At 40.5% G+C, this 25429-nt stretch carries 21 protein-coding genes; 13 read left to right on the plus strand and 8 right to left on the minus strand.

Annotated elements, in window-relative coordinates; genetic code table 11:
- Positions 1-61: 61 nt before the first annotated feature.
- The 3 genes from AAW12_RS09220 to AAW12_RS09230 all read right to left on the minus strand — a co-directional run bounded on the left by AAW12_RS09220 (position 62) and on the right by AAW12_RS09230 (position 2308).
- Complete coding sequence (locus AAW12_RS09220; protein WP_046673334.1) at positions 62-1129, minus strand: EamA family transporter; 1068 nt, start codon at positions 1127-1129, stop codon at positions 62-64.
- Between the two features lie 18 nt (positions 1130-1147).
- A complete protein-coding gene (locus AAW12_RS09225; RefSeq protein WP_046673335.1) occupies positions 1148-1621 on the minus strand; it encodes an Lrp/AsnC family transcriptional regulator in 474 nt (157 codons plus the stop codon).
- A 183-nt stretch (positions 1622-1804) separates the two neighbouring features.
- Positions 1805-2308 (minus strand): FUSC family protein, encoded by a 504-nt coding sequence (locus tag AAW12_RS09230; protein ID WP_046673336.1) that lies wholly within the window; start codon positions 2306-2308, stop codon positions 1805-1807.
- A 211-nt stretch (positions 2309-2519) separates the two neighbouring features.
- Between AAW12_RS09230 and AAW12_RS09235 the strand changes: the two genes are divergently transcribed.
- The 8 genes from AAW12_RS09235 to AAW12_RS09270 all read left to right on the plus strand — a co-directional run bounded on the left by AAW12_RS09235 (position 2520) and on the right by AAW12_RS09270 (position 14735).
- Positions 2520-5441 (plus strand): FAD-binding and (Fe-S)-binding domain-containing protein, encoded by a 2922-nt coding sequence (locus tag AAW12_RS09235; RefSeq protein ID WP_046673337.1) that lies wholly within the window; start codon positions 2520-2522, stop codon positions 5439-5441.
- A gap of 93 nt (positions 5442-5534) precedes the next feature.
- A complete protein-coding gene (locus AAW12_RS09240) occupies positions 5535-6185 on the plus strand; it encodes a hypothetical protein (RefSeq protein ID WP_046673338.1) in 651 nt (216 codons plus the stop codon).
- A gap of 158 nt (positions 6186-6343) precedes the next feature.
- Positions 6344-7558 carry a DUF763 domain-containing protein gene (locus tag AAW12_RS09245; protein ID WP_046673339.1) on the plus strand — a complete coding sequence of 405 codons (1215 nt, stop codon included), beginning with the start codon at positions 6344-6346 and terminating at the stop codon, positions 7556-7558.
- Between the two features lie 189 nt (positions 7559-7747).
- Entirely contained in the window at positions 7748-8044 is a 297-nt protein-coding gene (locus AAW12_RS09250; RefSeq protein ID WP_070564037.1) for a hypothetical protein, read from the plus strand.
- Positions 8045-8222: 178 nt separating this feature from the next.
- A complete protein-coding gene (locus AAW12_RS09255; RefSeq protein WP_046673341.1) occupies positions 8223-9305 on the plus strand; it encodes an efflux RND transporter periplasmic adaptor subunit in 1083 nt (360 codons plus the stop codon).
- A gap of 21 nt (positions 9306-9326) precedes the next feature.
- Positions 9327-12491 carry an efflux RND transporter permease subunit gene (locus tag AAW12_RS09260; RefSeq protein WP_046673342.1) on the plus strand — a complete coding sequence of 1055 codons (3165 nt, stop codon included), beginning with the start codon at positions 9327-9329 and terminating at the stop codon, positions 12489-12491.
- Complete coding sequence (locus AAW12_RS09265) at positions 12484-13923, plus strand: TolC family protein (RefSeq protein ID WP_046673343.1); 1440 nt, start codon at positions 12484-12486, stop codon at positions 13921-13923. Before AAW12_RS09260 ends, AAW12_RS09265 begins: the two co-directional genes overlap by 8 nt.
- A 125-nt stretch (positions 13924-14048) precedes the next feature.
- Positions 14049-14735 (plus strand): Bax inhibitor-1 family protein, encoded by a 687-nt coding sequence (locus AAW12_RS09270; RefSeq protein WP_046673344.1) that lies wholly within the window; start codon positions 14049-14051, stop codon positions 14733-14735.
- A 79-nt stretch (positions 14736-14814) separates the two neighbouring features.
- On the opposite strand, the gene AAW12_RS09275 is transcribed toward AAW12_RS09270, so the two are convergent.
- From AAW12_RS09275 to AAW12_RS09295, 5 genes are all read right to left on the minus strand, one after another.
- The gene (locus tag AAW12_RS09275; RefSeq protein ID WP_046673443.1) at positions 14815-15327 is read right to left on the minus strand and encodes an SRPBCC family protein; all 513 of its coding nucleotides are present in this window, start codon (positions 15325-15327) and stop codon (positions 14815-14817) included.
- A 140-nt stretch (positions 15328-15467) separates the two neighbouring features.
- A complete protein-coding gene (locus tag AAW12_RS09280; protein WP_046673345.1) occupies positions 15468-15908 on the minus strand; it encodes a carboxymuconolactone decarboxylase family protein in 441 nt (146 codons plus the stop codon).
- 124 nt (positions 15909-16032) lie between these two features.
- Positions 16033-16398 (minus strand): glyoxalase, encoded by a 366-nt coding sequence (locus tag AAW12_RS09285; protein ID WP_046673346.1) that lies wholly within the window; start codon positions 16396-16398, stop codon positions 16033-16035.
- 22 nt (positions 16399-16420) lie between these two features.
- A complete protein-coding gene (gene glsA / locus AAW12_RS09290; RefSeq protein ID WP_046673347.1) occupies positions 16421-17452 on the minus strand; it encodes a glutaminase A in 1032 nt (343 codons plus the stop codon).
- Positions 17453-17554: 102 nt separating this feature from the next.
- Entirely contained in the window at positions 17555-18946 is a 1392-nt protein-coding gene (locus tag AAW12_RS09295; protein WP_046673348.1) for a hypothetical protein, read from the minus strand.
- Between the two features lie 320 nt (positions 18947-19266).
- Between AAW12_RS09295 and AAW12_RS09300 the strand changes: the two genes are divergently transcribed.
- From AAW12_RS09300 to AAW12_RS09320, 5 genes are read left to right on the plus strand one after another with little or no spacing between them, the layout of a single operon-like run.
- A complete protein-coding gene (locus AAW12_RS09300; RefSeq protein ID WP_084823119.1) occupies positions 19267-20433 on the plus strand; it encodes a porin in 1167 nt (388 codons plus the stop codon).
- Positions 20434-20453: 20 nt separating this feature from the next.
- Positions 20454-21884 carry an anion permease gene (locus AAW12_RS09305; RefSeq protein ID WP_046673349.1) on the plus strand — a complete coding sequence of 477 codons (1431 nt, stop codon included), beginning with the start codon at positions 20454-20456 and terminating at the stop codon, positions 21882-21884.
- 16 nt (positions 21885-21900) lie between these two features.
- Positions 21901-22557 (plus strand): succinate dehydrogenase cytochrome b subunit, encoded by a 657-nt coding sequence (locus AAW12_RS09310; RefSeq protein WP_046673350.1) that lies wholly within the window; start codon positions 21901-21903, stop codon positions 22555-22557.
- A 12-nt stretch (positions 22558-22569) separates the two neighbouring features.
- Entirely contained in the window at positions 22570-24486 is a 1917-nt protein-coding gene (locus AAW12_RS09315; RefSeq protein WP_046673351.1) for a fumarate reductase/succinate dehydrogenase flavoprotein subunit, read from the plus strand.
- 11 nt (positions 24487-24497) lie between these two features.
- The gene (locus AAW12_RS09320) at positions 24498-25247 is read left to right on the plus strand and encodes a succinate dehydrogenase/fumarate reductase iron-sulfur subunit (RefSeq protein ID WP_046673445.1); all 750 of its coding nucleotides are present in this window, start codon (positions 24498-24500) and stop codon (positions 25245-25247) included.
- The last annotated feature ends 182 nt before the right edge of the window (positions 25248-25429 follow it).

The following is a 25429-nucleotide window of genomic DNA, read 5'->3' on the forward strand; positions in this document are numbered from 1 at the left end:
CAACAAAAGCTTAATATTGTTACACATTAAGCTTTGTCCATATAATTAGAAAAATAACAACCTAATGAACTAATTCCGTCTCAGGAACATGTTTGTTGTCCGTTTGGGGATCCGCTGCTATCAAACGCTCTAAACTATTCTCCTGCTGAAGGATCTTTTTCCTTTTGTTGCGCGAGGACAGCTTGGTACGATATGCTTTCCAGCTCATTAATAGGACAGAGAATAGAATAACCGCTAATCCGACAATTTGCAATGAGGTCACCACATGCGAAGTGAAAAAATGACTTAAAATAAGTGCAATAATTGGGTTTACATAAGCATAGGTACTTACTTCCATTGCTGGACGTACCTGCAATAACCAAATATACGAGCTAAAAGCAAGGATGGAACCAAATGTGATTAGATACCCCAAATTGAACCAGTCAACAGGTGCTACACTGCTCAGTGTAAATGATGCATATTCACCGGTAAAAAGCGCCGTGATATTAAAGAGAACGCCTGCGGTAACCATTTGCCAAGCAGTTTTCACCATAACATGCAGGTCCTCTTTTTCTTCTTTTTCGGATTTTTTAAAATACTTGGAAATCAATGAACCTACAGTCCAAGCGATAGAACCCAATACTAAGATAGACAGGGCAATCACCTTAAGGGTACCGTCTGTGTTATCATTGGTTGCCATGATCTGTTCGGCAAACAGCATCACAACACCACAGAAACCTAATGCTACACCAGCAACCGTGCTAATGCTGCTAAAGTTTTCTTTCCATTTGGGTCTGTCCAATAAAATAAACCAGATTGCCGCGGCTGCAGCAATAATAGCAGCAACACCACCAGATACATACTGCTCCGCCCAGATAACCCCGGCCATATCCACAAAGAGCAATAAAAAACCTACGATTGCGGCCTCTTGAATAGAACGCTTGTTAAATAATTTATATCCCTTTATAGCACAATATGTCATTAGAATTGCACTGGCTGCAACAAATCGAAACGAACCCAAAATAAATGGCGGGAAACTATGCAATGCTTTTTCTATAAAGAAAAAGGTCGAGCCCCATACCACATAAATAATGAAATAAGCAACTACAACCATTAATGCGCTAGCAGCCTTTTTTTGTCCTTGCAACATGATTAAACCTCCTTTCTATTACTCGGGTATAACAACCTGCTGATCTTCCTTGACCGTCTGAAGTACAATTGTTGTACGCGTTGAAATAATACCTTCCACTTTACTTAAGGTATTTCGCATGAGATCCACTAAACCTGTAGAATCCGCAGTTCTTACTTTAATAAGATAACCGTCATCACCTGCAATGTCGTGTACCTCTTGAACTTCAGGGATTTCCGCAAGTGCCAACCCTACACCCTGTTCGCCAATAATATCATTGGCTTTGATAAAAATAAACGATAAAAGTTTCTGATCGACCGCGGCAGGATTGATCTTGGCACTATACTTTAAAATCACATCTTTTTGTTCAAGCTTCTTTACGCGCTCGAGGATCGCCGATGGTGCCATGCCTAATTCTCTTGCGATGTCAGCATTGTTGATCCGTCCATTATCCTGCATTAAGCGCAAGATTTTATAGTCGACCTGGTCTAAATTATATTCTACTTTTGTCATTTCGACTGCAAAGATAGGTAAAAAAGTATAAAATTCAAAATTGCATATAAAATTCTGAATATAATTCTGAGTAAATAGAAATTCGCGTGAATTTTATTCTTATTTATCAGAAAGAAATCTTGACCAGTTGGGCTATGGTACTGAAGGTAAGTGTATTGCCTTTAGAGAGGTTAGGCGTATAACTCAACAATTGTACCTTTTTCTTAATTTCAGAATAATATTACTCGTTGACAGGATGACGCCCAATCCAATCAGACAACCTAAGCACACACAGCCAAAGCGATCCAAAGCGGCGAAGTAGGAGCGACTTTGCTGTTCATGAAGGTAGACGATAATTAGCGCAACCATAGAAGTCCGTGCCACAGCCATAATATTGAGTAGCTTGCATGTAATCAATGACGCAACAATACCGATAATCATGGCATAGAGTTGCGAAATGGGAACGAAATATAGACTGAGACCAATTGCTGATCCTATAAAGTTGGATTTAGCCCGGTCGATGGCTATTTTTTTCGACTCATTCTCTTGCGGTGAAATGACCAATATAATGGAAATTAGTGTCCAGGAAACCGAATATTGGGGAAAGGATACGAAAAGGGGATAACCTATAAGGAAGCCAATCAATACCCGGATGGTGTATATAATAAAATCAGAATGCAGCGTATAGCGAAGGAATAGATTACGCATATAAGGATATGAATCGTTAATTTAAATGATGTAGCGCCACAAAAATACATGCATTGTTTGAAGGAACGAAATAAAATTGGCTTTTATGGTAATTTGTTTGATTTTGCGTTTTTATGCGTTTTTTGTTTTTGATTTGGGTGTTTCTTGCAATCTTCTCTTTTTCCGATGCATAAATTTGACTAAATTTGTTTCATACATAAATGTAGATTAAGTGAAAGATCAGAATCAATTAGCCTTATTAGCGTCTCAACTCAAAGGGGAGCTCTATTATACCCATGAAACGAAGGACCAAACGATGTTGCTTGCCTATTCGACAGATGCGTCTGTTTATCAAGAAAAACCCTTGGCCGTAGCCATACCCGTCGATCATGATGATATCAAAAAATTAATTGATTTTGCGCGGCACAACGGTGTCACAATCATACCACGTACCGCCGGCACTTCTTTAGCTGGTCAGGTAGTAGGCAATGGCATTATCATGGATATTTCTCGTCATTTTAACCATATACTTGAACTTAATGTCGACGAGCAGTGGGTTCGGGTACAACCTGGTGTGATCCGTGACGACTTGAATAATTATCTTAAACCGTTCGGACTGATGTTTGGCCCTGAAACTTCGACTGCAAGCCGTGCGATGGTAGGTGGAATGATTGGCAATAACTCTTCGGGTCTGCATTCGATTGTTTGGGGCGATACACGACACAATTTGATTTCGGCCAATGTACTTTTGGACGACTGTTCTGAAGTGATCTTTGAAGCAGTTGATGAAGCAGCCTATTTTAAGAAATTATTATTAGCTGGTCGTGAGGGGGATATCTACCGTAATATGAATGCATTATTGACAGACCCCGAGCATTTAAGCGCCATTGAAGCGGGCTATCCAAAACGATCTATCACGCGCAGAAATACCGGTTATGCTTTGGATATCCTTGCCGATCGCTCGACACCTTTCAATATGTGTAATTTGTTGGCAGGGTCCGAAGGAACGCTGGCTATTGTTACAGAAGCGAAACTCAAACTGATGCCCTTACCACCGCAGGAACTAGGCTTACTTTGTGTTCATTTTGCGGATATGGTGGAGTGTATGCATGGTAATGTAGTAGCCTTAGGGCACAAGCCGGAAGCATCCGAATTGGTAGATAAATACATCATGGATTTTACGGTTGGGCATCCAACTTATAAGTATAACCGTTTTTTTATAGAAGGCGATCCACAAGCGCTGTTGATCGTTGAGTTTAGGGGGCATACAGCTGCCGAAACAGAGGCAAAAGCGATGGCTCTAAAAGCGGACCTTGTAGCCCGCGGGCTTGGTTATGCTTATCCCTACATTACGGGTATTGAACAGACCAATTTGGTTTGGGATGTACGCAAGGCAGGACTGGGGCTAATTCGCAATTTACCCGGGGATAGTCAACCTGTAAATTTGATTGAAGATTGTGCGGTGTCGCCCGAAGATTTACCTGCTTACGTGCGTGATATCCAAAAACTTTTGGTGAAAGAGGGGGTGCATGCATCCTATTATGCGCACGCGGGAGCCGGGGAACTACATATTGAGCCCTTTGTGAATTTGAAAACAGCAGCAGGGAAGCGTACATTTCGTTCAATCCTCGAAAAAACCAGCGACCTTGTATTAAAATATAACGGTTCACTGAGTGGTGAGCACGGTGATGGTCGTCTGCGTGGCGAATTTATCGGCAAAGTGCTTGGTGAAAAAGTTTACAAATTGCTTGAAGATGTAAAATATATCTTTGATCCACAGGGTGTTTTTAATGCAAATAAAATTGTCAATACGCCGCCAATGGATGCTCATTTACGTTATGACAACGATAGCAACCGAACAGAAATAAAGACCTATTTCGATTTTTCTAAAGATGAGTCTATTCTTCGGTTGGCAGAAAAGTGTTCTGGTTCGGGAGATTGCCGAAAGACTGAAATTACTGGTGGAACAATGTGCCCTTCATTCATGGCTACGCGCGATGAAAAAGATACGACACGGGCGCGGGCAAATATGTTGCGTCAGTTTTTAACGAATTCCACAAAGAAAAATCGTTTCGATCATGAGGAGATCAAGGAAGTTATGGACCTTTGCTTAAGCTGCAAAGGCTGTAAAACGGAATGTCCTTCGAGTGTGGATGTAGCCAAAATGAAAGCAGAATTTTTACAGCACTATTATGATGAGCATGGCGCAGGGTTTCGAACAAAATTAATCGCTAATTTCACCCAGTCTCAGAAACTCGGATCTTGGGTTGCACCAATCTATAATTTTGTGGTCAAAAATGATTTCTTGTCAGGGATAGTCAAAAAAACGGTAGGATTTGCGCCAAAACGTTCCTTACCTACAGTCAATGGAACGACTTTAACCCAATGGGTAAAGAAACAAGCAATGGCAAGTGATAGTAAGCGTCGGGTTTACCTTTTTTCGGATGAGTTTACCGAATATAATGATGCCGAGATAGGCATTACCGCATATAAGTTACTGACTGCCTTGGGGTATGAAGTAGTCATTCCAAAACATGTGCAAAGCGGGCGGACTTATCTTTCTAAAGGCTTTGTGAAAAAAGCAAAGGAGATTGCGAATCAAAATATCCATTTCTTAAAGGGACTAATTACGGATGATACGCCACTTTTAGGCGTCGAACCCTCAGGGATAATTACATTTCGCGATGAGTATTTAAGTTTAGTCGATGATGATTTACGTGTTGACGCGCAAAAAATAGCCAAAAACGCGCTGATGATTGACGAATTTCTGTTGAATGAAATGAAAGCGGGGCGTATTCATTCCGAACAGTTTACCTCGGAAACGAAAAAGATAAAGCTTCATGGCCACTGTTATCAAAAGGCTTTTCATCTCGTTACTGTTACGGAACAGGTCCTATCATTTCCGACGAACTTTAGCGTAGAAACAATTCCTTCGGGTTGTTGTGGTATGGCAGGGTCATTTGGTTATGAGGCTGAACATTATGATATTTCGATGAAAGTTGCGGAATTGGTTTTATTACCAACCATACGCGAAACAGAACCTGGTACTTTAATTGCCGCAGCGGGTACTTCTTGCAGACATCAGATTAAAGATGGTGTAGGAAGAAAATCTTATCATCCTGTGGAAATTTTATACGATGCTTTATTGAAATAAAATAAAAACATTGCTAATAGTTGTTTGTTATCAGTAATAATGGTAATATTATAAGAGCAATATTCATTAATAACTGATAACAAACAATTCAATATGTACAAGATTCAATCTATAGCATTTCTTGCGACCGCTACGGTGCTGATGGCTAGTTGCGGAAATTCCAATCAAAAGAAAACTGATGGAAGTGATACAACAACGGTGAACAAAATTGAAGGTGTAAAAATCGAACAATTTACGAATGGTTCACCGGGCGCAGAAAAGAAGAACTTTTTTCTACGTATTACAGATGAAATTAAAACGGATTCAAGCCGTATTTATATCACAAAATCTCTTTACAAACAGGATACTGTAGGAGCGAAGTTTGAGGTTGTAGATTTTATACCCGCAGGTATAATAGATGGCCAACCGAGTGATGAAGTCGGCTTTACCAAAGGTAAGATTAGAATCTCGTCGTCGGGTCAACAGTCTGACAATTTAATTAAAGCATTAGGTGATTTATTTCAAATAGCTACCACTGATTCTTTTACAAAAGATGTAATTCTTCCAAATGTGTTTTCATCCAATAAGGTGAATGCTGATTTGTCCAAAAAAACAGCGTACAGCTTTAAACTATTTTTGGACAATAAAAAAGCTGCTCCAGCAGAGCTCTTCTTTAATGTAGACACCTATAAGCATTCGATCGAGTTTTCGGAGAAAGATCCTTCGTTCCGGGCTGGATTATTGTCAGCGTTGACCGGTAAATAGTGAAGCTGTGACTTGTGCCGCTACTTCGATGCGCCCTAAGTTATATGCTCAGATGTAGTGTATAGATTGATCATAAAATAAAAACGGCTAGAAGCTATCTAGCCGTTTTTATTTTATCTAAAAAAGAGATAGATTTGTGCTAATATATTTAGTTTGAAATGAAACGATCCGGAACCGCAGATCTCCCATTACACTATGGAAAAGTACCAGCGTGGCTTTACGAACGTATGGCTTTGCTAGGTCGCTCCATTGTTGAAGTAATATTAATGGATTATGGTAAAGACGAGGTTTTGAGAAGACTGGCAGATCCCCGCTGGTTTCAAAGCTTTGGTGCTGTTCTCGGCATGGATTGGCATTCTTCAGGGATCACAACGGCTGTTATGGGGGCATTAAAACGCGCTATTAATCCCGATGCAAAGTCGTTGGGACTTTATATCTGTGGGGGTAAAGGCAAGCTCTCCATGCAGACCCCACAGGAACTACTTCGGCTTTCGAACGAAATGGGACTAGATGGCAACGACTTGATTCGCAGCAGTAAGCTTGTTGCTAAAGTGGATAACACCGCTATTCAGGATGGTTACCAATTATATCTACACAATTTTATCGTGACGGATAATGGCAATTGGTCGGTTGTGCAGCAAGGTATGCATGAAAAGGATGGAACTGCCCGTCGTTACCATTGGCATTCTGAAAAGGTCAAATCGTTTGTTGAAGAACCACATGCGGGTATCAGTGGTCCTTCACAAGGTATTATCCTCAACTTGACAGCTGCAGAAGCGGCGGCCAATAGAGCAGGTATTATGACGATAGTAGCGGAGGATTCAACTCAAGTGATGCAAGACTTCGCTAAACTTATTATGCCATCCCATCACGATGTCCGTGCTTCGGACGTTGACTTGAAGAGGCTAGGAGCAATGTTGTACGTGGCCCGAGAAAGTCAACCAAGCCATTTTGAAGACTTATTACTTTTAAAAGGAGTTGGTCCCCGTACGTTACAGTCATTGGCTTTAGTCAGTGAGGTAATCCACGGTGCGCCTTCACGGTTCAATGACCCGGCTCGATTTTCCTTTGCTCATGGCGGGAAAGATGGGCATCCTTTTCCAGTTCCTTTAACCATTTACGATGAAAGTATTCAAATTTTGCAAAAAGGTATTGAAAAATCTAAACTGGGTTACGGTGAAAAATTAAAATCGATTAACAAGTTGCACCAGATTGTCTTGGATAGCGAAAAAGATTTTCAGCCACAATTTGATATTCAACAAATTATAGCAGAAGAACGGCGAGATTCTTGGAAATATGGTGGCAGAACAGTCTTCGGAGATGCACAACCTTTGAGAACAAATGGTCGGGGTTTGCAATTGTCACTTTTCTAGCGGAAATTTACGAATTGTAATTGTTTTGTTAAAATGTGTTAAAGATCGTTAAAATTAGTTGTACGCTAGTATATTTGCTCCGCAATGAAAGCGGTTGTTACCATATTCTTATTCCTATGCTTCTTATTTATCAGAAGCAGTAATAGCCATGCCGTGCTCATTGAATCCGACCGACCAACTGTTAGTTTTATGTATCAGCATAATCATGCTGATGTACAGCAGTATATTGACGCATCAGTTGACCACATCGATCCGCTATTTTACGGTAATATTCACAGTGATAATCCAGTTATCGAGGAATTTGATGCCGAAAATTTTCAACTGACCAAGGATTTGCAGGTGACATCCCAATTTGTTGCGCTGCTACTTTTTGCAATTGTCCTTTTTGTTTTCGTTTTTCGATTTGCAAAGAAGATACCTTTTTGCAATTTCATAGCCTATCTTTTCCCTCAAAGATACGTTCTTCAACAAAACTGGAGAATTTAAAATATACCCTTCGAAATTTCATATGCTTTGGTGGATATCCTAAGGGATGCTCTGCTTAGTCGTAATCGATTTGTACAATCTATGAGCAAGTCGGAACGACCGTAAACCAAAGTAGAGGTCATTTCACCAACCAAGACAACAAACAATCAAACTTATTTTTTTAATTAGACGCTTACAAATGAAAAGAGTATTTATGCTCGCTAGTTTGGCTATTACTTTGTGCCAAATCGGGTGTACTTCCAAAAAGGAAGAAAAGGAAGAAAAAGAGAAATTTACAGCGACCTCTCCGGTGCAAATGGACACAACTATCCGTAAGGACTTTGTTTCCCAGATTAGGTCTTTCCGAAATATTGAGCTTCGGGCTCAGGAGAAGGGCTATCTCGAGCAGATTTTCGTAGATGAAGGACAATTTGTCCATAAAGGACAGTTACTTTTTCGGATTATGCCGAAGATGTATGAGGCCGAATACCGTAAATCTTCGGCAGAAGTTAATGTAGCAGAAATTGAAGTTCAAAATACAAAAACGCTTGCCGATAAAAATGTCGTATCGCCCAATGAACTCGCGATGGCTAAAGCAAAACTTGAGCAGGCCAAAGCTGAGGCTGCGATTGCAAAATTACATCTCTCCTTTACAGAAATCAGGGCACCTTTTGACGGAACCATTGATCGGATTCCATTGAAATTGGGAAGTTTGGTGGATGAAGGTGAATTATTGACAAGTCTGTCCGACAACAGTGAGATGCTGGTTTATTTCAATGTCTCCGAACCTGAATATTTAAGTTATCAAACTAACGTGAGTAAACGTGGAGATACTCATGTCGGCTTGTTGCTTGCCAATAATGAGTTGTTCGCTCAAAATGGTCTTGTGGAGACCATAGAAAGTGAGTTCAACAGTGAGACGGGAAATATTGCTTTTCGAGCGAAATTTCCCAATCCAAACCGTCTATTAAAACATGGCGAGAGCGGCAAGGTGGTGATGAACTTTCCGCTGAAACAGGTTTTAATTATTCCACAGAAAGCGACATACGAAATGCAGGACCGTAAATATGTGTATGTAATCGATAAGGAGGGCAAATTAAAAGCCCGTCATATCACCATTGGTAACTCCCTACCAGATCTGTATGTGGTAACGAGCGGACTTCAAAAAGATGATAAATTTTTGTTGGATGGTATTCAGAAAGCAAAAGAGGATGATAAAATCAGCTACAGCTTTGTGCAACCTAAAGACGCCATCTCAAATTTGAAGTTAAAAACAGAATAGATCCCTTACAGTTAAATTACTATGTTTAGTCGTTTTATAAATAGACCAGTACTTTCGATCGTGATATCACTGATCATTGTGTTCTTGGGTGTGCTTTCTATGGTACAGCTTCCTGTAACACAATTTCCGTCAATATCGCCACCGAAGGTGAACATCACTGCCGAGTATCCTGGAGCCAATGGTGAGTTGATGATTAAATCAGTTATCATTCCGCTGGAACGGGCGATCAATGGGGTTCCGGGAATGAAATACATGGCTTCCGATGCCGGTAATGACGGGGAAGCAAGTATTCAGGTCGTATTCAACCTAGGAACGGATCCGAATCAGGCTTCTTTAAATGTACAGAACCGCGTAGCCTCTGTGGTTAACAAGCTTCCGCCAATTGTGGTCCGTGAAGGGGTGAAGATTACACGTGAAGAATCCAATATGTTAATGTACATCAATCTCTACAGTAAAGACAAGGAGCTTGATGGAAATTTTATGTATAACTATGCGGACATGAATATTGTCTCCGAATTACGTCGGGTAGACGGTGTCGGGGTGGCAAATATTCTTGGAACACGCGAATTAGCGATGCGTATTTGGTTGAAACCTGATCGTATGACAGCCTACAAGATTTCTGCAGAAGAGGTGATGAAAGCCTTATCCGAGCAAAGTTTGGAAGCTTCACCAGGTAAAGCCGGGGAGTCGTCTGGTATGACCTCCCAGTCTTTTGAATATGTATTGAAATACCCGGGGCGTTTTACAACTACGGAAGGTTATGGCAATATCGTTTTACGTGCGGGTGAAAATGGTGAAATGTTACGTTTAAAAGATGTTGCGGAAATCAAATTCGGTTCGGCGATGTACGATATCTACTCTACACTGAATGGAAAACCATCTGCAGCGATTGTCTTAAAACAATCTTACGGAAGTAATGCTTCTCAGGTAATTCAAGACGTTAAAAGCAAAATGAAGGAATTGAAAGCTTCCTTTCCGAAAGGGCTGGATTACGAAATTAGCTATGACGTATCAAAATTCTTGGATGCATCCATGGAAAAAGTAGTCCATACTTTATTGGAAGCATTTGTGCTTGTTGCTATTGTCGTTTTTCTATTCTTAGGAGATTGGCGTTCGACATTGATTCCGACCATTGCAGTACCGGTTTCCTTGGTGGGATCGTTTTTGTTCATGCAGTTTTTTGGCATTACCATCAACTTGATCACATTGTTTGCACTGGTGCTTGCCATAGGTGTAGTTGTGGACGATGCGATTGTGGTTATTGAGGCTGTCCATGCTAAAATGGAAGAGCTTCATATTTCGGCCTATAAGGCGACCAAAAAAGCGATGCACGAAATCAGTGGTGCCATTGTTGCGATCACATTCCTTATGGCGGCGGTTTTTATTCCGGTTGCCTTTATGTCTGGCCCCGTAGGGATATTCTATAGGCAGTTTTCCATTACCATGGCTACTTCCATCATCTTATCGGGTGTTGTGGCATTGACACTCACTCCGGCTTTATGTGCGATTATGCTGAAGAATAACCATGGAAAGGCAAGAAAGAAATCCATTATCGATAAATTCCTGGATTCTTTCAATAGATTGTTTGATAAGATGTCCAACAAATATGTTTACTTGTTGAAGGGCATAGTGGATAAGCGCGTTTTTACATTTTTAGTATTAATTGGTTTTTGTATTGGCGCATATTTTTTGAATAATGCTGTTCCTGCAGGTTTTATCCCCAATGAAGATCAGGGGATGATTTATGCTATTATTCAAACGCCGCCAGGATCGACATTGGAACGGACCAATCTAGCGGCCCAGACATTGCAAAAAGAAGCTGAAGACATTGATGGTGTACAATCGGTATCTTCATTGGCTGGTTATGAAATCCTGACTGAAGGAACCGGGGCAAATACAGGTACTTGTTTGATCAACTTGAAAAGCTGGGAAGAACGTAAAGAATCCTCGCAGGAGATCATAGAGCAACTGGAGGCCGCTGCCAAAAATATTCCAGGAGCGTCTATCGAGTTTTTCCAACCACCGGCCGTACCGGGCTATGGTGCTGCGGGTGGGTTTGAGCTTCGTCTTCTGGACAAAGCAGGTTCTGGCGACTACAAGAAAATGGAAACGGTAAGTAAGGATTTTGTGCGTGAATTGAACAAAAGGCCTGAATTATCGTCTGTATTTACCTTCTATAGTGCAAGTTTTCCGCAGTATATGTTGCATATCGATAATGATCTGGCGCAACAGAAGGGTGTTACCATTGATAATGCACTGAATACGCTTTCGACTTTGGTGGGCAGTAATTACGAAACAAATTTCATTAAGTATGACCGTCAATATAAAGTTATGGTTCAGGCTTTGCCGCAATACAGGGCTTTGCCGGAAGATATCTTGAAGCTATATGTAAAGAATGATAAAGACGAAATGGTACCATTTTCAGCATTTATGCATATGGAAAAGGTTTACGGTCTTTCTGAGATCACCCGGCACAATATGTATATGGCATCTGAAATTTCGGGCTCTGCCGCACCAGGTTATAGTAGTGGTGAAGCAATTCAGGTGATTAATGAAGTCGCTGCCAAGACCTTACCACGAGGCTATGGCATTGATTGGGCTGGTATTTCCAAAGATCAGGTAGGTCGTGGAAATCAGGCAATTTATATTTTCTTAATTTGTCTTGGTTTCGTTTACTTGATACTTTCCGCTCAATATGAGAGCTTTATTATGCCTTTTGCGGTGTTGCTTTCTTTACCAATCGGAATCTTTGGGGCATTTCTACTATTGAAGTTATTGGGATTGGAAAACAATATTTACGCGCAGGTCGCTTTGGTCATGCTTATCGGTCTACTTGGTAAAAATGCCGTGTTGATTGTTGAATTTGCCGCTCAACGGCATTCGCAGGGATTGAGTATTATTGAGGCTGCCTTGGACGGTGCTAAAGTTAGGTTTAGACCTATTTTGATGACATCTTTTGCTTTTATCGCCGGGTTGATTCCCTTAGTTATGGCTTCTGGCCCGGGTGCAATTGGAAACCGTACGATCGGTACAGCGGCAGCGGGAGGTATGTTGTTTGGGACGGTTTTTGGTATTGTGGTGATACCGGGCTTATACTTTATCTTCGGGACTATTGCCTCCAAACGCAAGCTTATTAAACACGAAGATGAAAATCCATTAACTGAAGAACTTGATAATAATGACTAATCGCAGAAAAATACAATGGGTCATTGCATTTTCGCTTTCAGCAGCAGTGACGGGATGTAAGGTTCCGAAAGCGACACAAATACAGGAGAATAAATTCGTTCCGAAGCAGTATACAGATGTAGCTCAATCAGATACAACGAATTCAGCGTCGGTTAAGTGGCGTGAATTTTTTACGGATCCAAATTTAGTTGTATTGATCGATACAGCGTTGAAAAACAATCAGGAGCTGAATGTTACTTTGCAGGAGTTGGCGATCGCAAAGAATGATATTCTTTTACGAAAAGGGGCATTGAAACCCACTGTTGGTTTACGTGCCGGAGGTGGTGTTGAAAAAGTTGGACGATACACCAGTCAGGGGGCCGGTGATGCCAGTACAGAAATTGCCCCTGGAAAGGAAATGCCGGATCCACTAGGAGATTTGACCATTGGTGCGTATGCCAGTTGGGAAATCGACGTTTGGAAAAAACTGAAGGACTCCGAACAAGCAGCACTGAACCGTTATCTTGCTACGGTAGAAGGGAAAAATTTTGTCTTAAGTAGCCTTATTGCCGAAGTTGCCCGTTCGTATTATGAATTATTGGCATTGGACAATCAGTTGGCTATTATCAAACAAAATATCGAGCTTCAGGACAATGCGCTTGCGGTAATCCGATTGCAGAAACAGGCTGCTCGTGTAACAGAACTGGCGGTTCAAAAGTTTGAAGCGGAAGTGTTGAAGACCAAAGGTATGGAATTTGAGACGCGGCAACAGATCAAAGAAACTGAAAACCGTATTAATTTTCTATTGGGACGTTTCCCACAAGAGATCAAACGTGACAAAAGCAATTTTGTCGATCTGATTCCGGCGAAAGTTCAGACAGGTATACCGAGCCAACTACTAAGCAATAGACCTGATATTCGTGAGGCCGAGTATGAGCTCGCTGCCGCGAAGTTGGACGTACAGATCGCGCGGAAAGAATTTTATCCTTCTTTGGAGATTTCGGCTGCTCTGGGTTTACAGGCATTCAAGCCTTCTTATCTATTTAAGATGCCTGAATCAGTTTTGTATAATCTAATAGGGGAGCTTGCAGCACCATTGATCAACAAAAATGGGCTTAAAGCGGAATTTAATACAGCCAACGCGAAACAAATACAGGCGGTATATAATTACGAGAAGACCATTCTGAATGCTTACTTAGAAGTCTCTACACAACTTTCTAATATTGAAAACCTCGGGCGCAGCTACGATTTCAAAACAAAAGAAGTTGAGGTCCTGAATAATTCCGTGTCTGTGTCAAATGATCTCTTTAAATCAGCAAGGGCAGACTATATGGAGGTTTTAATGACACAACGCGATGTACTGGATTCAAAACTTGAATTGATAGAAACAAAGAAGCAGCAGCTTAACGCTGTTGTCAATATCTATAAAGATTTGGGAGGAGGCTGGAAATAAGTTGTTTGTTTGAATGGACCCCGCTAGGCGGGGTTCTTTTTTTATAAGCCTATGCAAACTTCTTTCTTGTGAAAATAGAATAAATGCTTATTTTTAGTCCTTATTTAATCTATTGTATTTGTTTTATGGAATCACAAGAGTATATTCTTATCAATGATGACGCTGAAAGGGGCGTTTTTTATAAAAAAACCTATCTTCATGTTGCGCTTTCGATTTTAGCATTTATCGTTTTGGAAACTTTGCTGATCAAATTGATCCCTTATGATTTTATCGTTTGGATGGTTAGCGGAAAATTTATTTGGTTGTTCTTATTGGGATGTTTTTGGTTGGGGTCCACCCTTTCATCAAGATGGACACTTTCGCAAAGCCGTCAAACCCAATATTTAGGCCTAGCATTCTATATTGTACTGGAGGCAATCATCTTCCTGCCGATGATTTTTATGGCGGTATTTATGACGGAAGGAATTAGTGTCATTTATCAGGCAAGTATAATGACTTTGGCCTTGTTTACCGGCCTTACTGTCGTTGCATTTGTGTCCAATAAAGATTTTTCATTTCTCAGAAATATCCTGGTGATTGGAGGCTTCTTATCTTTGGGAGCAATTGTTGCTGGAGCTATTTTTGGTTTTGAACTTGGATTATGGTTTTCGGTTGCCATGATTGCACTTGCTTCCGGAAGCATACTCTATCAAACTCAAAATCTGAAGTATAGTTACGGCAACGAACAATATGTAGGGGCAGCCTTGCAGCTATTTTCATCAATCATGTTGTTGTTCTGGTACATTCTACGAATTTTAATGCGCAGAAGATAAATTTTGTTCCTTTTAAAAATGAGAAAAAGTGGTTAAAGTAAAGTTTATTTTAACCACTTTTTTTTGCATTGTATAGTCGCTATTCTAGTCTATTTTTTAAGTTTTTCAGACCCTGATCGAAGTCTTTATTCATATTCATAAATAAGTTCATAAAGTTCCATGGATAGGGCGATTTTCCTGAAATTCCCCAGGTCACCAAAGTTTGATTAGGCGAGATCTCTTTTAAGATGAAATAACCTTTGGCTGGTTCACCCATACCGAAATCGAGGGCCGTTTCAATTGTTTCGCCCTCGACGATTTTTGTAATGGTCTGTGAACCTTTACCAACTTTCTTACCATCCCAGCTGGATTTATAGCCGACTTGACCATCCACACCCTGTTCAGTTTTTTTCATTTGCGGGTCTGAAAGCTGCCATACACCAAAGTTATCTTGGTTCTTAAGCATTTTCACGTAGTTGAACACTTCCTGCTTTGGCTTATTGATTGTTATCTCACTCTGGGCCGAGAAGTCTTTACTGACGAAGATTGCAGTAATTAAGGGAATAGCGATGATGATCGCCAAAACAATTAGGATTTTTTTTAGGATTTTCATAATCATGCATTCATATTGGTTTTCCTAATAAAGATAAAGGATAATCGGGATTTTTATTGGAAAAAACAGGAATATATTTAGCAAAGAAAAAAAGCCTCTTCCAATATTGAAAGAGGCTTTTTTGTAATCAAAGCGTAGCACTACTTTAATAGTTCTAAATGGGTGCTGATGCCAATTCTATTCCACGCATTTATGGTAATGATCGCCATAATAATCTGTGCAATCTCCTTTTCTTCAAATATTTCTTTTGCTTTTTGAAAAGTGCTTTCTGTCAAACCCTTTTGATGTATCAATGTGATCTCCTCTGTCATCTCCAACAAAATCTGTTCTTCCTTAGTGAATAGATCCGTTTCTCGCCAGGCATTTAATAAAAATATCCGTTGTGGCGTTTCACCATACTTCAGCGCATCCTTCGTGTGCATATCTAAGCAAAAGGCACAGCCATTGATTTGAGAAGCACGTATTTTTATGAGTTCCTTTTGAATTGGATTTAAAAAAATATCATTGAGATAGGTTTCCAATCCCATCATTGCCTTATAGGCCGTTGCATCTACTTTTGCAATATTCAATCGTGTGTTCATTGTTTTAAGTTTTGATAAGACAAAGTTGCGTCAAACATGCAACACAAAAGTTAAACTGGTTTAAGAACGGAGATTTTACCTATGAAAATAATCCTACATGCGATTGACCATCAAAGCAATCAGACTAGGCTGATACAATTAGGTAGTAGTTATCGGGGTCACGCAGGATAAATTGATCCTTCAGCGAGTTCTCGTTGTAATGTATATCTTTCTCTATGAATGCATTTAACAAAGTAGCGTTTTCGAAGATTTGCTGTAAATTGTCTACTCTAAAGAATAATATAAATCCATTCCCCGCATGTTTTTGATCTCGCATAGTAGGGTGGTCGTGCTCACCCCATTTGTGTAAACAGAGAATGACAGTTCCGTTATCCGTGAGAATTTCAAATGTTTCGCCGCCATGTTGACTGGTACAGCCCAAAAGCTTTTGGTAGAATAGCGAGCTTTCGGAGACGCTCTTTACAGCAATTATTGGTTCTGTTCGTGTCATATGATTTTGAAAGGTTGAAAATCTAATTAAAGAGGCCCAGCGATTTCTCTTTTACCAAGTCCAATATCATGCGATATGCTGCAACAGAGTTGCCATGTTGATCCAATGCTGGACTGTAGGCCCCTATACCCATTTTATTCGGTACACTTACTGTGATTCCGCCACCAACGCCCGATTTACTTGGAAGTCCGACAGTTCTGGCATATTCGCCACTAAATTCGTACATCCCTGCAATGAGCATTTGTGATTGAACTAGCTGAGATAGATCTGGGTTATAGTATTGCTTATTTCCATCATAGCGCACGCAATGATGGGCAAAAAAGAAACCTATTTTAGCCAGATCCTCCGCAGTTATCTCAATGGAGCACTGCTTAAAATAATTATTGAGTTTGTCTTCACCTTCACCATCAATGAGTCCATTGTTGCGCATCAGGTAGAACATGCCTCTGTTTCGATTTCCAGTCTCCCGTTCCGAATGGTATACAGATCTACTGTAATCGATTTTTTCATTATTCGTTATAAAGCGAATCATATCCCTTATTTTAACAAAAGGTTCCTCACCTGTTCCTTTAATAAGCGATGTCGTTAAAATGGCGCCGGCGTTCATCATCGGATTGAGCGGTTTACCCGATGTTTCCAAATTCGCAAAATGATTGAAGGGTTTATCTGTTCCATAGTATCCCATTTTATTAAAAACAACTTCCTCGCCATTTTCCAATACAGCAAGCATCAAGGAAACAATTTTTGAAATACTCTGAATTGTAAATCTTTGTTGTACATCTCCGATACTAACGATTGTTCCATCACTATTTACCACCGAAAGTGCGACAGATGCTGCATTGGCTTTACTTAATTCCGGGATGTAATCAGCCACTTTACCTTCTTTGAATGATTGCCTATTTTTATCCAATATTTTATCCAATAGCGCTTTATCAATGATCGCGCTCTTAGTACTGTGCTGGTTTTGAATGTTGTTTTGAGCAAACGATACAGTAATTGATCCGGAACATATCAAACCTATAATACAGGCTACCAACCTGACATTTTTTCTCATTTTTTCAGTATTTGTTTGTTCCAAAGATAGGGAACAGTGTATTAAAAGAAAAGAGGTGCCAAATAAGTAACATTTTAGCACCTCCATCTAGTAGGTCATCCTTTAGGATGCATTTGGAGCTGGATCAACATTCCAACCGGAAAGTATACCGCCATAGAAAAAGAAGGTGACGTAAAAATTCTTTTTGCTCACCTGATCAGTAACCAGGTATTTTTGAGTTACATCGTATGCATCTATTTTTTTATATTTTGATAATGCTATCGGGCTGGCAGCAGGATTTTCTGAGCGTACCAAATCTTGTATCTTTTGGTTGATTAATTTCATAATACCTTCTTTTTTGAAAGGATTATTTTCGATTTTCACATGTGCCGAATGGGTTAAAGTTCCATTATTTTGCGCTTTTTTAGCTTTCGCAGCAGCTGTATAGTTTTTAAATTTTTCCCTTATCTGTGGATCTTTTAAGCTATGGATGGTAAAGATAGAAATTCCCTGCGCACCATTATTTAGCGCCTCATCCATATCGGCAAATATTTCTTCATTATTTTTAGCCATCAATCCACAATATAGTGTCGTATTTGCTCCTTTATCGCGCACATTTTCTAATGTACAATCTCTAATAAAGCTTGGATCTTCTGTATAAAAATTGCTGTATACCATCGGAAAAACAACATCCAAATTCCACTTACCCCAATCTTGGCGCACCATACGAGAAGCCATTTTGGGAGTCGGAAATGGGGATGCAGCCATTGTTTTACCATGGGAGTGAACGATGTCTGCAATCATATTGGCGATATCGGTTATCTGATCGCAACGAAATTGGCGCCATTTTAGATCTTTCGATGGATCTTTTTGTGCTCTCGGATCATAACCATACTGTTTCTTGAACTTCGCTATTGCAATTGGATGGTAACCGTAATCCCAAGCTGGGTATTCACGATCTTGAACAATATTGTATTTAGGCCAAAGGGTTGTAGGGAGGACAACATCCACGTAGCGATTATAGTCAATAGAAATCCCCTCCAATCCCTCGACTTCACAATAGGATTCGATTTTTTTACGGATATACTCTTTTACTCCGGGCACAACAGGTGACAAGAATTTATAATAACCAACGTATGCAGTGGTATCTGCCAGACTTTTACCATTTCGATTGACGCTGAACCAATCCGGATGTTCTCGGAGTATTTTATCCCTGTCATGTTCCAAGTTCATCGTCCAAAGCCACGCGATAACTTGGATGCCATATTTTTTTGCAATGGGAATTGCTACCCGATACTCGTCTGGACTGGCGGCATTTAACATTACGCCATCGATTCCTAAATAATTCATCTCACGGCAAATTGAATCAAAGTTTGTTTTGGCGTTGTAATCTAGCCAAGTCCAAAACATGGCGGGTTTTTCTTTGTCAGCAGCGTGGCTTGTGGTTATTGAAAAACCCTGAATGATCAGGAGAAGCAGGCAAATAAAACATGTCTTGATTAATTTTTCTTTCATAATATTTATCGATTCTAAAAATTGCATACCATAATTTACGCGCGAAGTTTTCAGTGAGTTCAATGGCTCCTTAAAAGATCAATCTGCGAATTTGAAAATTAGATTAGTTTAATGTTCGTCCGTGAAATTACACAAAAACATGGAATTTACACGGCACCATTTTAGAATCGGACTGGTTTTCTTACAGTTATTAAATTATATTAAAATAACAAAACATTTTCTAATGTTATCTGTTGTTACTACAATACCAAATCGAAGAAGTAACATTATTAACAACGAAAAGTAGGCCGGGCTACTCGCTAAGGCCAAATTGTTTTGATATGAAGAAACATTACATTCCACTCCTTATTGCGTGCTCACTATTGAATAACCTGGCCAAGGGGCAAGAAGTAGGGACCGAACAACAAAGCAAAGTAGATTCTGTAAAACTAACCAAGGATGATACGATTTATCCCAAGCTTCAGGTAAAAGGTTTATTTCAGGCCAGATACCTTGTGAGTGGCACAAAAGATGTAGACGTTAATGGACTGCATCACAGTGATGGTTCTGGTACGGACAACAATTTTATGGTGAAGTATATGCGCGTTCAGATGCGTGCCCAAATTAGCAAGCGCACAGAGGTGGCAGTTTTGGCAAATCTCGCGGATTTTAAAAGCGATCCGAAAACAAAAGTTCTCGAAAATGCTTATTTGAAATATACATTTAGTCCCAAATTGGCGATCACAGTAGGCCAATTCCGTCCCTGGTTTGGTATTGAAGAGACCTATCCGATTGATATTATCAAATCATTGGATTGGTCCAATCAATATCTTGAGTTTGGCAAACTCGGCTGGGCAAGCTTTCAGATCGGCGTGGCAGCGACAGGTGAGACCACACTTGGGGAAATGCCTTTTAGCTACTCGTTATCCGTGGTAAATGGAAATGGAAAAAATCAGGTAGTCGATAACGACAATGGCAAACAATATGCTACGCGTCTTGTCTTTGGCCTCTCAAAGAAGTATAGTGTTAACTTAGGACTCAATGGGGGGATTGGTGAAGTCATGAAAAAACAGGTGCACGCATTGGGTGTTGATCTAACCGGAAACGTGAACTTTGGCAAGCGCTGGAATCTCGATATGCAGCTGGAAGCAAAACAGGCGATCAATCATAACCTGTATTATTCGTTGGACGAGAGTGCTCGTAGCTCCAAATTGAGCGATTACCTTGTACGGGGTATTTATTTTCTTCCAAACTTAAGATACGAAGTAAATTATTTCAACCTAAGCGCTTTCGAGCTATCTTGCCGATATGAATACATTGATCCTAATTATAAACTAAATGCAAATGGACGTCAAACATACACACCGATGTTTGGTCTAGAATTTTTAAAAAATTATGGTGCAAGGATTCAGCTTGGTCTCCAGTTAGACCGGTATAAAAAGCAGACCGAAAATACCAGTGAATTCAATAAGAATTTATTTATTATTCAAGTACAAAGTCGATTCTAATTTATTAAACCTCGCTTATTATGAAAGAAATCAGTATTAAAAATATTGCCATCACTTTTCTTGTGGCACTCATTTTATGGTTTATCCCAATACCGAAAGGAGTCAGCCCAGAGGCTTGGCATCTCTTTGCTATCTTCGCAGCAACTATTCTTGGGATTATTTTAAAAGCAGCGCCGATGGGTACCATGTGTATGATGGCCATAGCATTTACCGCGCTGACACAAGTATTGGCCCCCGGAGATGCTGGTAAATCCATTACCAAAGCTTTGACCGGTTTTGGCGACAAAGTTATCTGGCTGATTGGCATATCTTTCTTTATTGCTCGCGGTTTCATAAAAACCGGTCTTGGCAATCGGATTGCATTTCTTTTCATTCGTGTTTTTGGAAAAAGTTCGCTCGGGTTAGCCTATGGATTGGGACTGGCAGACGTCTGTTTAGCTCCAGCAATCCCGAGCAATACGGCTCGAGGCGGTGGAATTATATATCCAATTATGAAATCCATGGCTATTAGTTTTGATTCCGTCCCCGATAAACCAGAGACACATCGGAAATTGGGATCCTATCTTACTTTAAATAGCTATTATATGAATCTTATCGCATCTTCGATGTTTTTGACGGGGACGGCCAGTAATCCAATGTGTCAAAAATTTGCTGCGAACCTGGGAATCGACATTACTTGGATGTCCTGGGCCATTGCGGGATTCATACCTGGTATTGTCGCCTTTTTTGTGGTACCGCTTGTTCTTTACAAATTATATCCGCCTGAATTAAAAAAAACAGGCGATGCGCCGAAGATGGCGGCACAGAAACTAAAAGAGATGGGGCCTATTTCGAGGAATGAGTGGTTAATGCTTTTGGCATTCTTTATCTTATTGGCATTATGGATCTTTGGTGGATCCTTTTCAATTGATGCTACAACGACGGCTTTTATAGGTTTAACGCTACTGTTACTAACCTCTGTGTTGACCTGGGAGGATGTTAAAGCAGAAAAAGGAGCATGGGATACGATTGTTTGGTTTGCTGTGTTGGTCATGATGGCCAGTTCATTAAACGAATTGGGATTCATCGGCTGGTTTAGTGATTTGATTAAAGTACAGATTGGTGATTTGAGCTGGCAAATAGCCTTTCCTGTCATTATTCTTGTTTACTTCTTTAGTCACTACATTTTCGCTAGTGCAACTGCCCATGTAGCAGCGATGTATGCCGCTTTGTTGGGTGTCGGTGTTTCTTTAGGCATTCCACCAATGCTGCTTGCGATGATGCTTGGATTTCTAGGCTCCATCTATGGTGTATTAACACATTATGGCCATGGCCCTGCACCGGTATTTTTCGGAAGTGGCTATGTTGATTTAAAATCATGGTGGTTGCGTGGATTGGAAATCGGTATCGTATTATTGGTGATTTACATGGGTGTTGGTGGATTGTGGATGAAGGTTATAGGTTATTATTAAAAATTAGGATCTTATTATGTTATCTACTTTGTCAAAAAAGATGCTCATGTGCCTGACTGGATTGTTTTTAGCGTTCTTTTTGCTGATTCACTTCCTAGGGAACTTACAGCTATTCTTGCCGCAGGAACAAGCACATTTACAATTTAATGCCTACTCACATTTTCTAGCGGGCAATATCTTGATCAAGATTATCTCTTATGTACTTTATGCCAGCATTATCCTTCATGCCTTGGATGGCCTTGTTATTACCTTAAAAAATAAAAAGGAGGGAGCTGTTTATAAATCGGATCATCGCGGAAGAGCAAGCAAATGGTATTCGCGTAATATGGGAATTTTAGGTACTATAATTCTCATCTTTTTAGTTATCCATTTTCAGAATTTTTGGTATGTATACAAATTTGGTGCAACCCCGCTTGATGAGCGGGGGAACAAGGATTTATATGTATTGGTGATCGCTGTCTTCCAACAATGGTGGTACGTCCTTATTTATGTATTATCTATGATAGCCTTGTGTTATCATCTTATTCACGGGATTCATAGCGCAATCCGAACCTTAGGATTATTTCATCCAAAATTTGTCAAATGGTTTAAGATCCTTGGCATTGGCTATTCGGTTATCATTAGTTTGGGGTTTGCCATGATGCCCATTTATATATTCTTTACAGTAAACTAAAGCGGATAAATCATGATATTAAATTCAAAAATACCAGAAGGGCCATTGGATGAAAAATGGACACGCTATAAGAAGACTGCCAAATTAGTTAATCCCGCCAATCGCAAAAAATTGGATGTTATCGTGATTGGTACAGGGTTGGCGGGTAGTTCTATTGCAGCCTCCCTTGGCGAGATGGGGTATCAGGTGAAATCATTTTGTTTTCAGGACAGTCCGCGACGGGCGCATTCCGTCGCAGCGCAGGGCGGTGTAAATGCGGCAAAGAACTATAAAAATGATGGAGATAGCGTCTACAGGATGTTTGTTGACACCTTAAAAGGAGGGGATTTCCGTGCACGTGAAGCAAATGTATACCGCATGGCAGAATGCTCACTTAATTTGATCGATCAAGCTGTAGCCCAAGGAGTTCCTTTTGGACGAGAATACGGCGGCTATTTAAATAATCGCTCTTTTGGCGGCGTACAGGTAAGTCGGACGTTCTATGCAAGAGGCCAAACCGGGCAGCAGCTTCTTTTGGGCGCCTACCAGGCACTTATGCGCCAGGTAGGGAAGGGAACCGTGCAACTTTTTACACGACATGAGATGCTTGATGTTGTTGTTATCGATGGAAAGGCACGTGGTGTTATCGTACGTAATCTAGATACGGGCGATATTGAACGGCATGCGGCCCATACAGTTGTATTAGCAACAGGAGGTTATGGTAAAATATATTACCTATCGACCTTGGCCATGGGATGTAACGGTTCGGCAATCTGGCGCGCACATAAAAAGGGCGCATTAATGGCTTCTCCGAGCTGGATTCAGATTCACCCGACGTCCTTACCACAATCGGGCAGTTATCAGTCTAAATTAACCTTAATGTCGGAGTCTTTGCGCAATGACGGAAGAATATGGGTCCCCATGAAGGAAGGTGAGACGCGAGAACCCAACGCTATTCCGGAGGAAGAACGGGATTACTATTTAGAACGACGGTATCCCGCATTTGGAAATCTTGCCCCACGGGATATTTCCTCTCGGGCGGCAAAGGAACGGATCGATGCCGGCTTTGGGATTGGTCCACTCAAAAATGCTGTTTATCTTGATTTTGCGAAGGCTATCAGAGAACAGGGGAAACAGAAAATACAGGAAAAATATGGTAATCTATTTGACATGTATGAAAAGATTACGGGATATGATGCTTATAGCGTACCGATGATGATTTCACCGTCTGCACACTTTTCCATGGGCGGTTTATGGGTCGATTATGAGTTGATGACGAGTCTGCCAGGTTTATTTGCGCTTGGCGAAGCTAATTTTGCGGACCATGGTGCAAACAGACTTGGGGCAAACTCACTGCTTCAGGCATCTGTCGATGGCTATTTTATCGGTCCCTATACGATTGCCAATTATTTGGCAAACGATATTCATACGGGGAAAATTTCCACAGATCATATTGCGTTTGAACGTGCTGAAGAGGATGTTAGAAAACAAATCGACGTATTTTTGAAAATCAAAGGCAGTAAAACTGTGGATTATTTCCATAAAACACTGGGCAAAATACTCTATGACTATTGTGGGCTGGCGCGTAATGAAAAAGGGCTTCGCTATGCTATTGAAGAAATTAGAAAGCTAAAACAAGAATTTTTCAAGGACGTTATTGTCAGCGGCGAGGCCGATACTTTAAATAGCGAACTGGAGAAAGCCGGACGCGTAGCAGACTATTTTGAGATTGGAGAACTGATGTGTTATGATGCATTGACGCGAAATGAATCCTGTGGAGCGCATTTTCGGGAAGAATATCAAACTGCAGACGGAGAGGCGCTACGCAATGATGCCGAATACCAATTTATTTCCGCTTGGTTATGGAAGGGAGAAAATGAAGAACCTGAGTTGGTCAAAGAACCGTTGACCTTTGAAGAAATACAACCAACTGTTAGGAGCTATAAATAAAATGAATGATTATGGATTTATATCTTAAAATATGGCGACAAAAGGATCGCAATGCTACAGGCAAATTAGTGACGTACACATTAACTGACCTCAATCCGCATATGTCTTTTTTGGAAATGTTGGATACTTTAAATGAACAGTTGATAACAGGAGGAGAAGAGCCCGTCGAGTTCGATCACGACTGTCGTGAAGGAATTTGCGGACAGTGCGGAATGATGATTAACGGCATTGCACATGGGCCCCTTAAACATACGACGACTTGCCAGTTACATTTACGTTCATTTAAAGACAAGGATACCATTACCATAGAACCTTTTCGTTCAGCCGCATTTCATATAAAAAAAGATCTGAAAGTGGATCGTTCCGCATTCGATCGAATTATTTCTTCCGGTGGATTTGTCTCTATCAATACAGGACAGGCTCCAGATGCAACAGCCATTCCTATTTCTCATGAACTAGCTGAATCGGCCTTTGACTCGGCAGCCTGTATAGGTTGTGGTGCTTGTGTGGCGACGTGCAAAAATGGCAGCGCGGCCCTTTTTACCTCAGCAAAGATCACCCATATGGCACTATTACCACAAGGAAAGGAAGAGCGTAGTCAACGGGTATTAAATATGATCAAACAAATGGATAAGGAGTCCTTCGGTCATTGTTCAAATACAGAAGCGTGCGAGGTAGAGTGTCCACAAGGTATATCAGTACTGAATATCGCACGGATGAATTTTGAGTATAACAAGGCACTATTTTTTAAAAAGAAATAAAGACCAACGGTCGAAAAAAGTGGCACGATAGTTTCTTATATCGGATTTATAATAAAGACTGAAGCCATAAAAAGAGCTATACCGGATTGTTGAAGATGACTCACCTTATCCCTGAAAGTAGGGATTTGTAAGATTTTATGGTTAATAAATAGGTTTTTGTAGTAATTTTGAAAAAAGAAATT

Origin of the sequence: Sphingobacterium sp. Ag1 (assembly GCF_000988325.1) — a bacterium.
Taxonomy (GTDB): domain Bacteria; phylum Bacteroidota; class Bacteroidia; order Sphingobacteriales; family Sphingobacteriaceae; genus Sphingobacterium.

What these genes read in the sequence shown, in the direction of transcription:
- AAW12_RS09295 (WP_046673348.1), bottom strand. Translation starts at nt 18,946, where the DNA reads ATGAAAGAAAAATTAATCAAGACATGTTTTATTTGCCTGCTTCTCCTG.
- AAW12_RS09320 (WP_046673445.1), top strand. Translation starts at nt 24,498, where the DNA reads ATGGATTTATATCTTAAAATATGGCGACAAAAGGATCGCAATGCTACA.
- AAW12_RS09260 (WP_046673342.1), top strand. Translation starts at nt 9,327, where the DNA reads ATGTTTAGTCGTTTTATAAATAGACCAGTACTTTCGATCGTGATATCA.
- AAW12_RS09305 (WP_046673349.1), top strand. Translation starts at nt 20,454, where the DNA reads ATGAAAGAAATCAGTATTAAAAATATTGCCATCACTTTTCTTGTGGCA.
- AAW12_RS09240 (WP_046673338.1), top strand. Translation starts at nt 5,535, where the DNA reads ATGTACAAGATTCAATCTATAGCATTTCTTGCGACCGCTACGGTGCTG.
- AAW12_RS09270 (WP_046673344.1), top strand. Translation starts at nt 14,049, where the DNA reads ATGGAATCACAAGAGTATATTCTTATCAATGATGACGCTGAAAGGGGC.
- AAW12_RS09220 (WP_046673334.1), bottom strand. Translation starts at nt 1,129, where the DNA reads ATGTTGCAAGGACAAAAAAAGGCTGCTAGCGCATTAATGGTTGTAGTT.
- AAW12_RS09230 (WP_046673336.1), bottom strand. Translation starts at nt 2,308, where the DNA reads ATGCGTAATCTATTCCTTCGCTATACGCTGCATTCTGATTTTATTATA.
- AAW12_RS09280 (WP_046673345.1), bottom strand. Translation starts at nt 15,908, where the DNA reads ATGAACACACGATTGAATATTGCAAAAGTAGATGCAACGGCCTATAAG.
- AAW12_RS09310 (WP_046673350.1), top strand. Translation starts at nt 21,901, where the DNA reads ATGTTATCTACTTTGTCAAAAAAGATGCTCATGTGCCTGACTGGATTG.
- AAW12_RS09300 (WP_084823119.1), top strand. Translation starts at nt 19,267, where the DNA reads ATGAAGAAACATTACATTCCACTCCTTATTGCGTGCTCACTATTGAAT.
- AAW12_RS09250 (WP_070564037.1), top strand. Translation starts at nt 7,748, where the DNA reads ATGTATCAGCATAATCATGCTGATGTACAGCAGTATATTGACGCATCA.
- AAW12_RS09245 (WP_046673339.1), top strand. Translation starts at nt 6,344, where the DNA reads ATGAAACGATCCGGAACCGCAGATCTCCCATTACACTATGGAAAAGTA.
- AAW12_RS09275 (WP_046673443.1), bottom strand. Translation starts at nt 15,327, where the DNA reads ATGAAAATCCTAAAAAAAATCCTAATTGTTTTGGCGATCATCATCGCT.
- AAW12_RS09285 (WP_046673346.1), bottom strand. Translation starts at nt 16,398, where the DNA reads ATGACACGAACAGAACCAATAATTGCTGTAAAGAGCGTCTCCGAAAGC.
- glsA (WP_046673347.1), bottom strand. Translation starts at nt 17,452, where the DNA reads ATGAGAAAAAATGTCAGGTTGGTAGCCTGTATTATAGGTTTGATATGT.
- AAW12_RS09255 (WP_046673341.1), top strand. Translation starts at nt 8,223, where the DNA reads ATGAAAAGAGTATTTATGCTCGCTAGTTTGGCTATTACTTTGTGCCAA.
- AAW12_RS09265 (WP_046673343.1), top strand. Translation starts at nt 12,484, where the DNA reads ATGACTAATCGCAGAAAAATACAATGGGTCATTGCATTTTCGCTTTCA.
- AAW12_RS09315 (WP_046673351.1), top strand. Translation starts at nt 22,570, where the DNA reads ATGATATTAAATTCAAAAATACCAGAAGGGCCATTGGATGAAAAATGG.
- AAW12_RS09225 (WP_046673335.1), bottom strand. Translation starts at nt 1,621, where the DNA reads ATGACAAAAGTAGAATATAATTTAGACCAGGTCGACTATAAAATCTTG.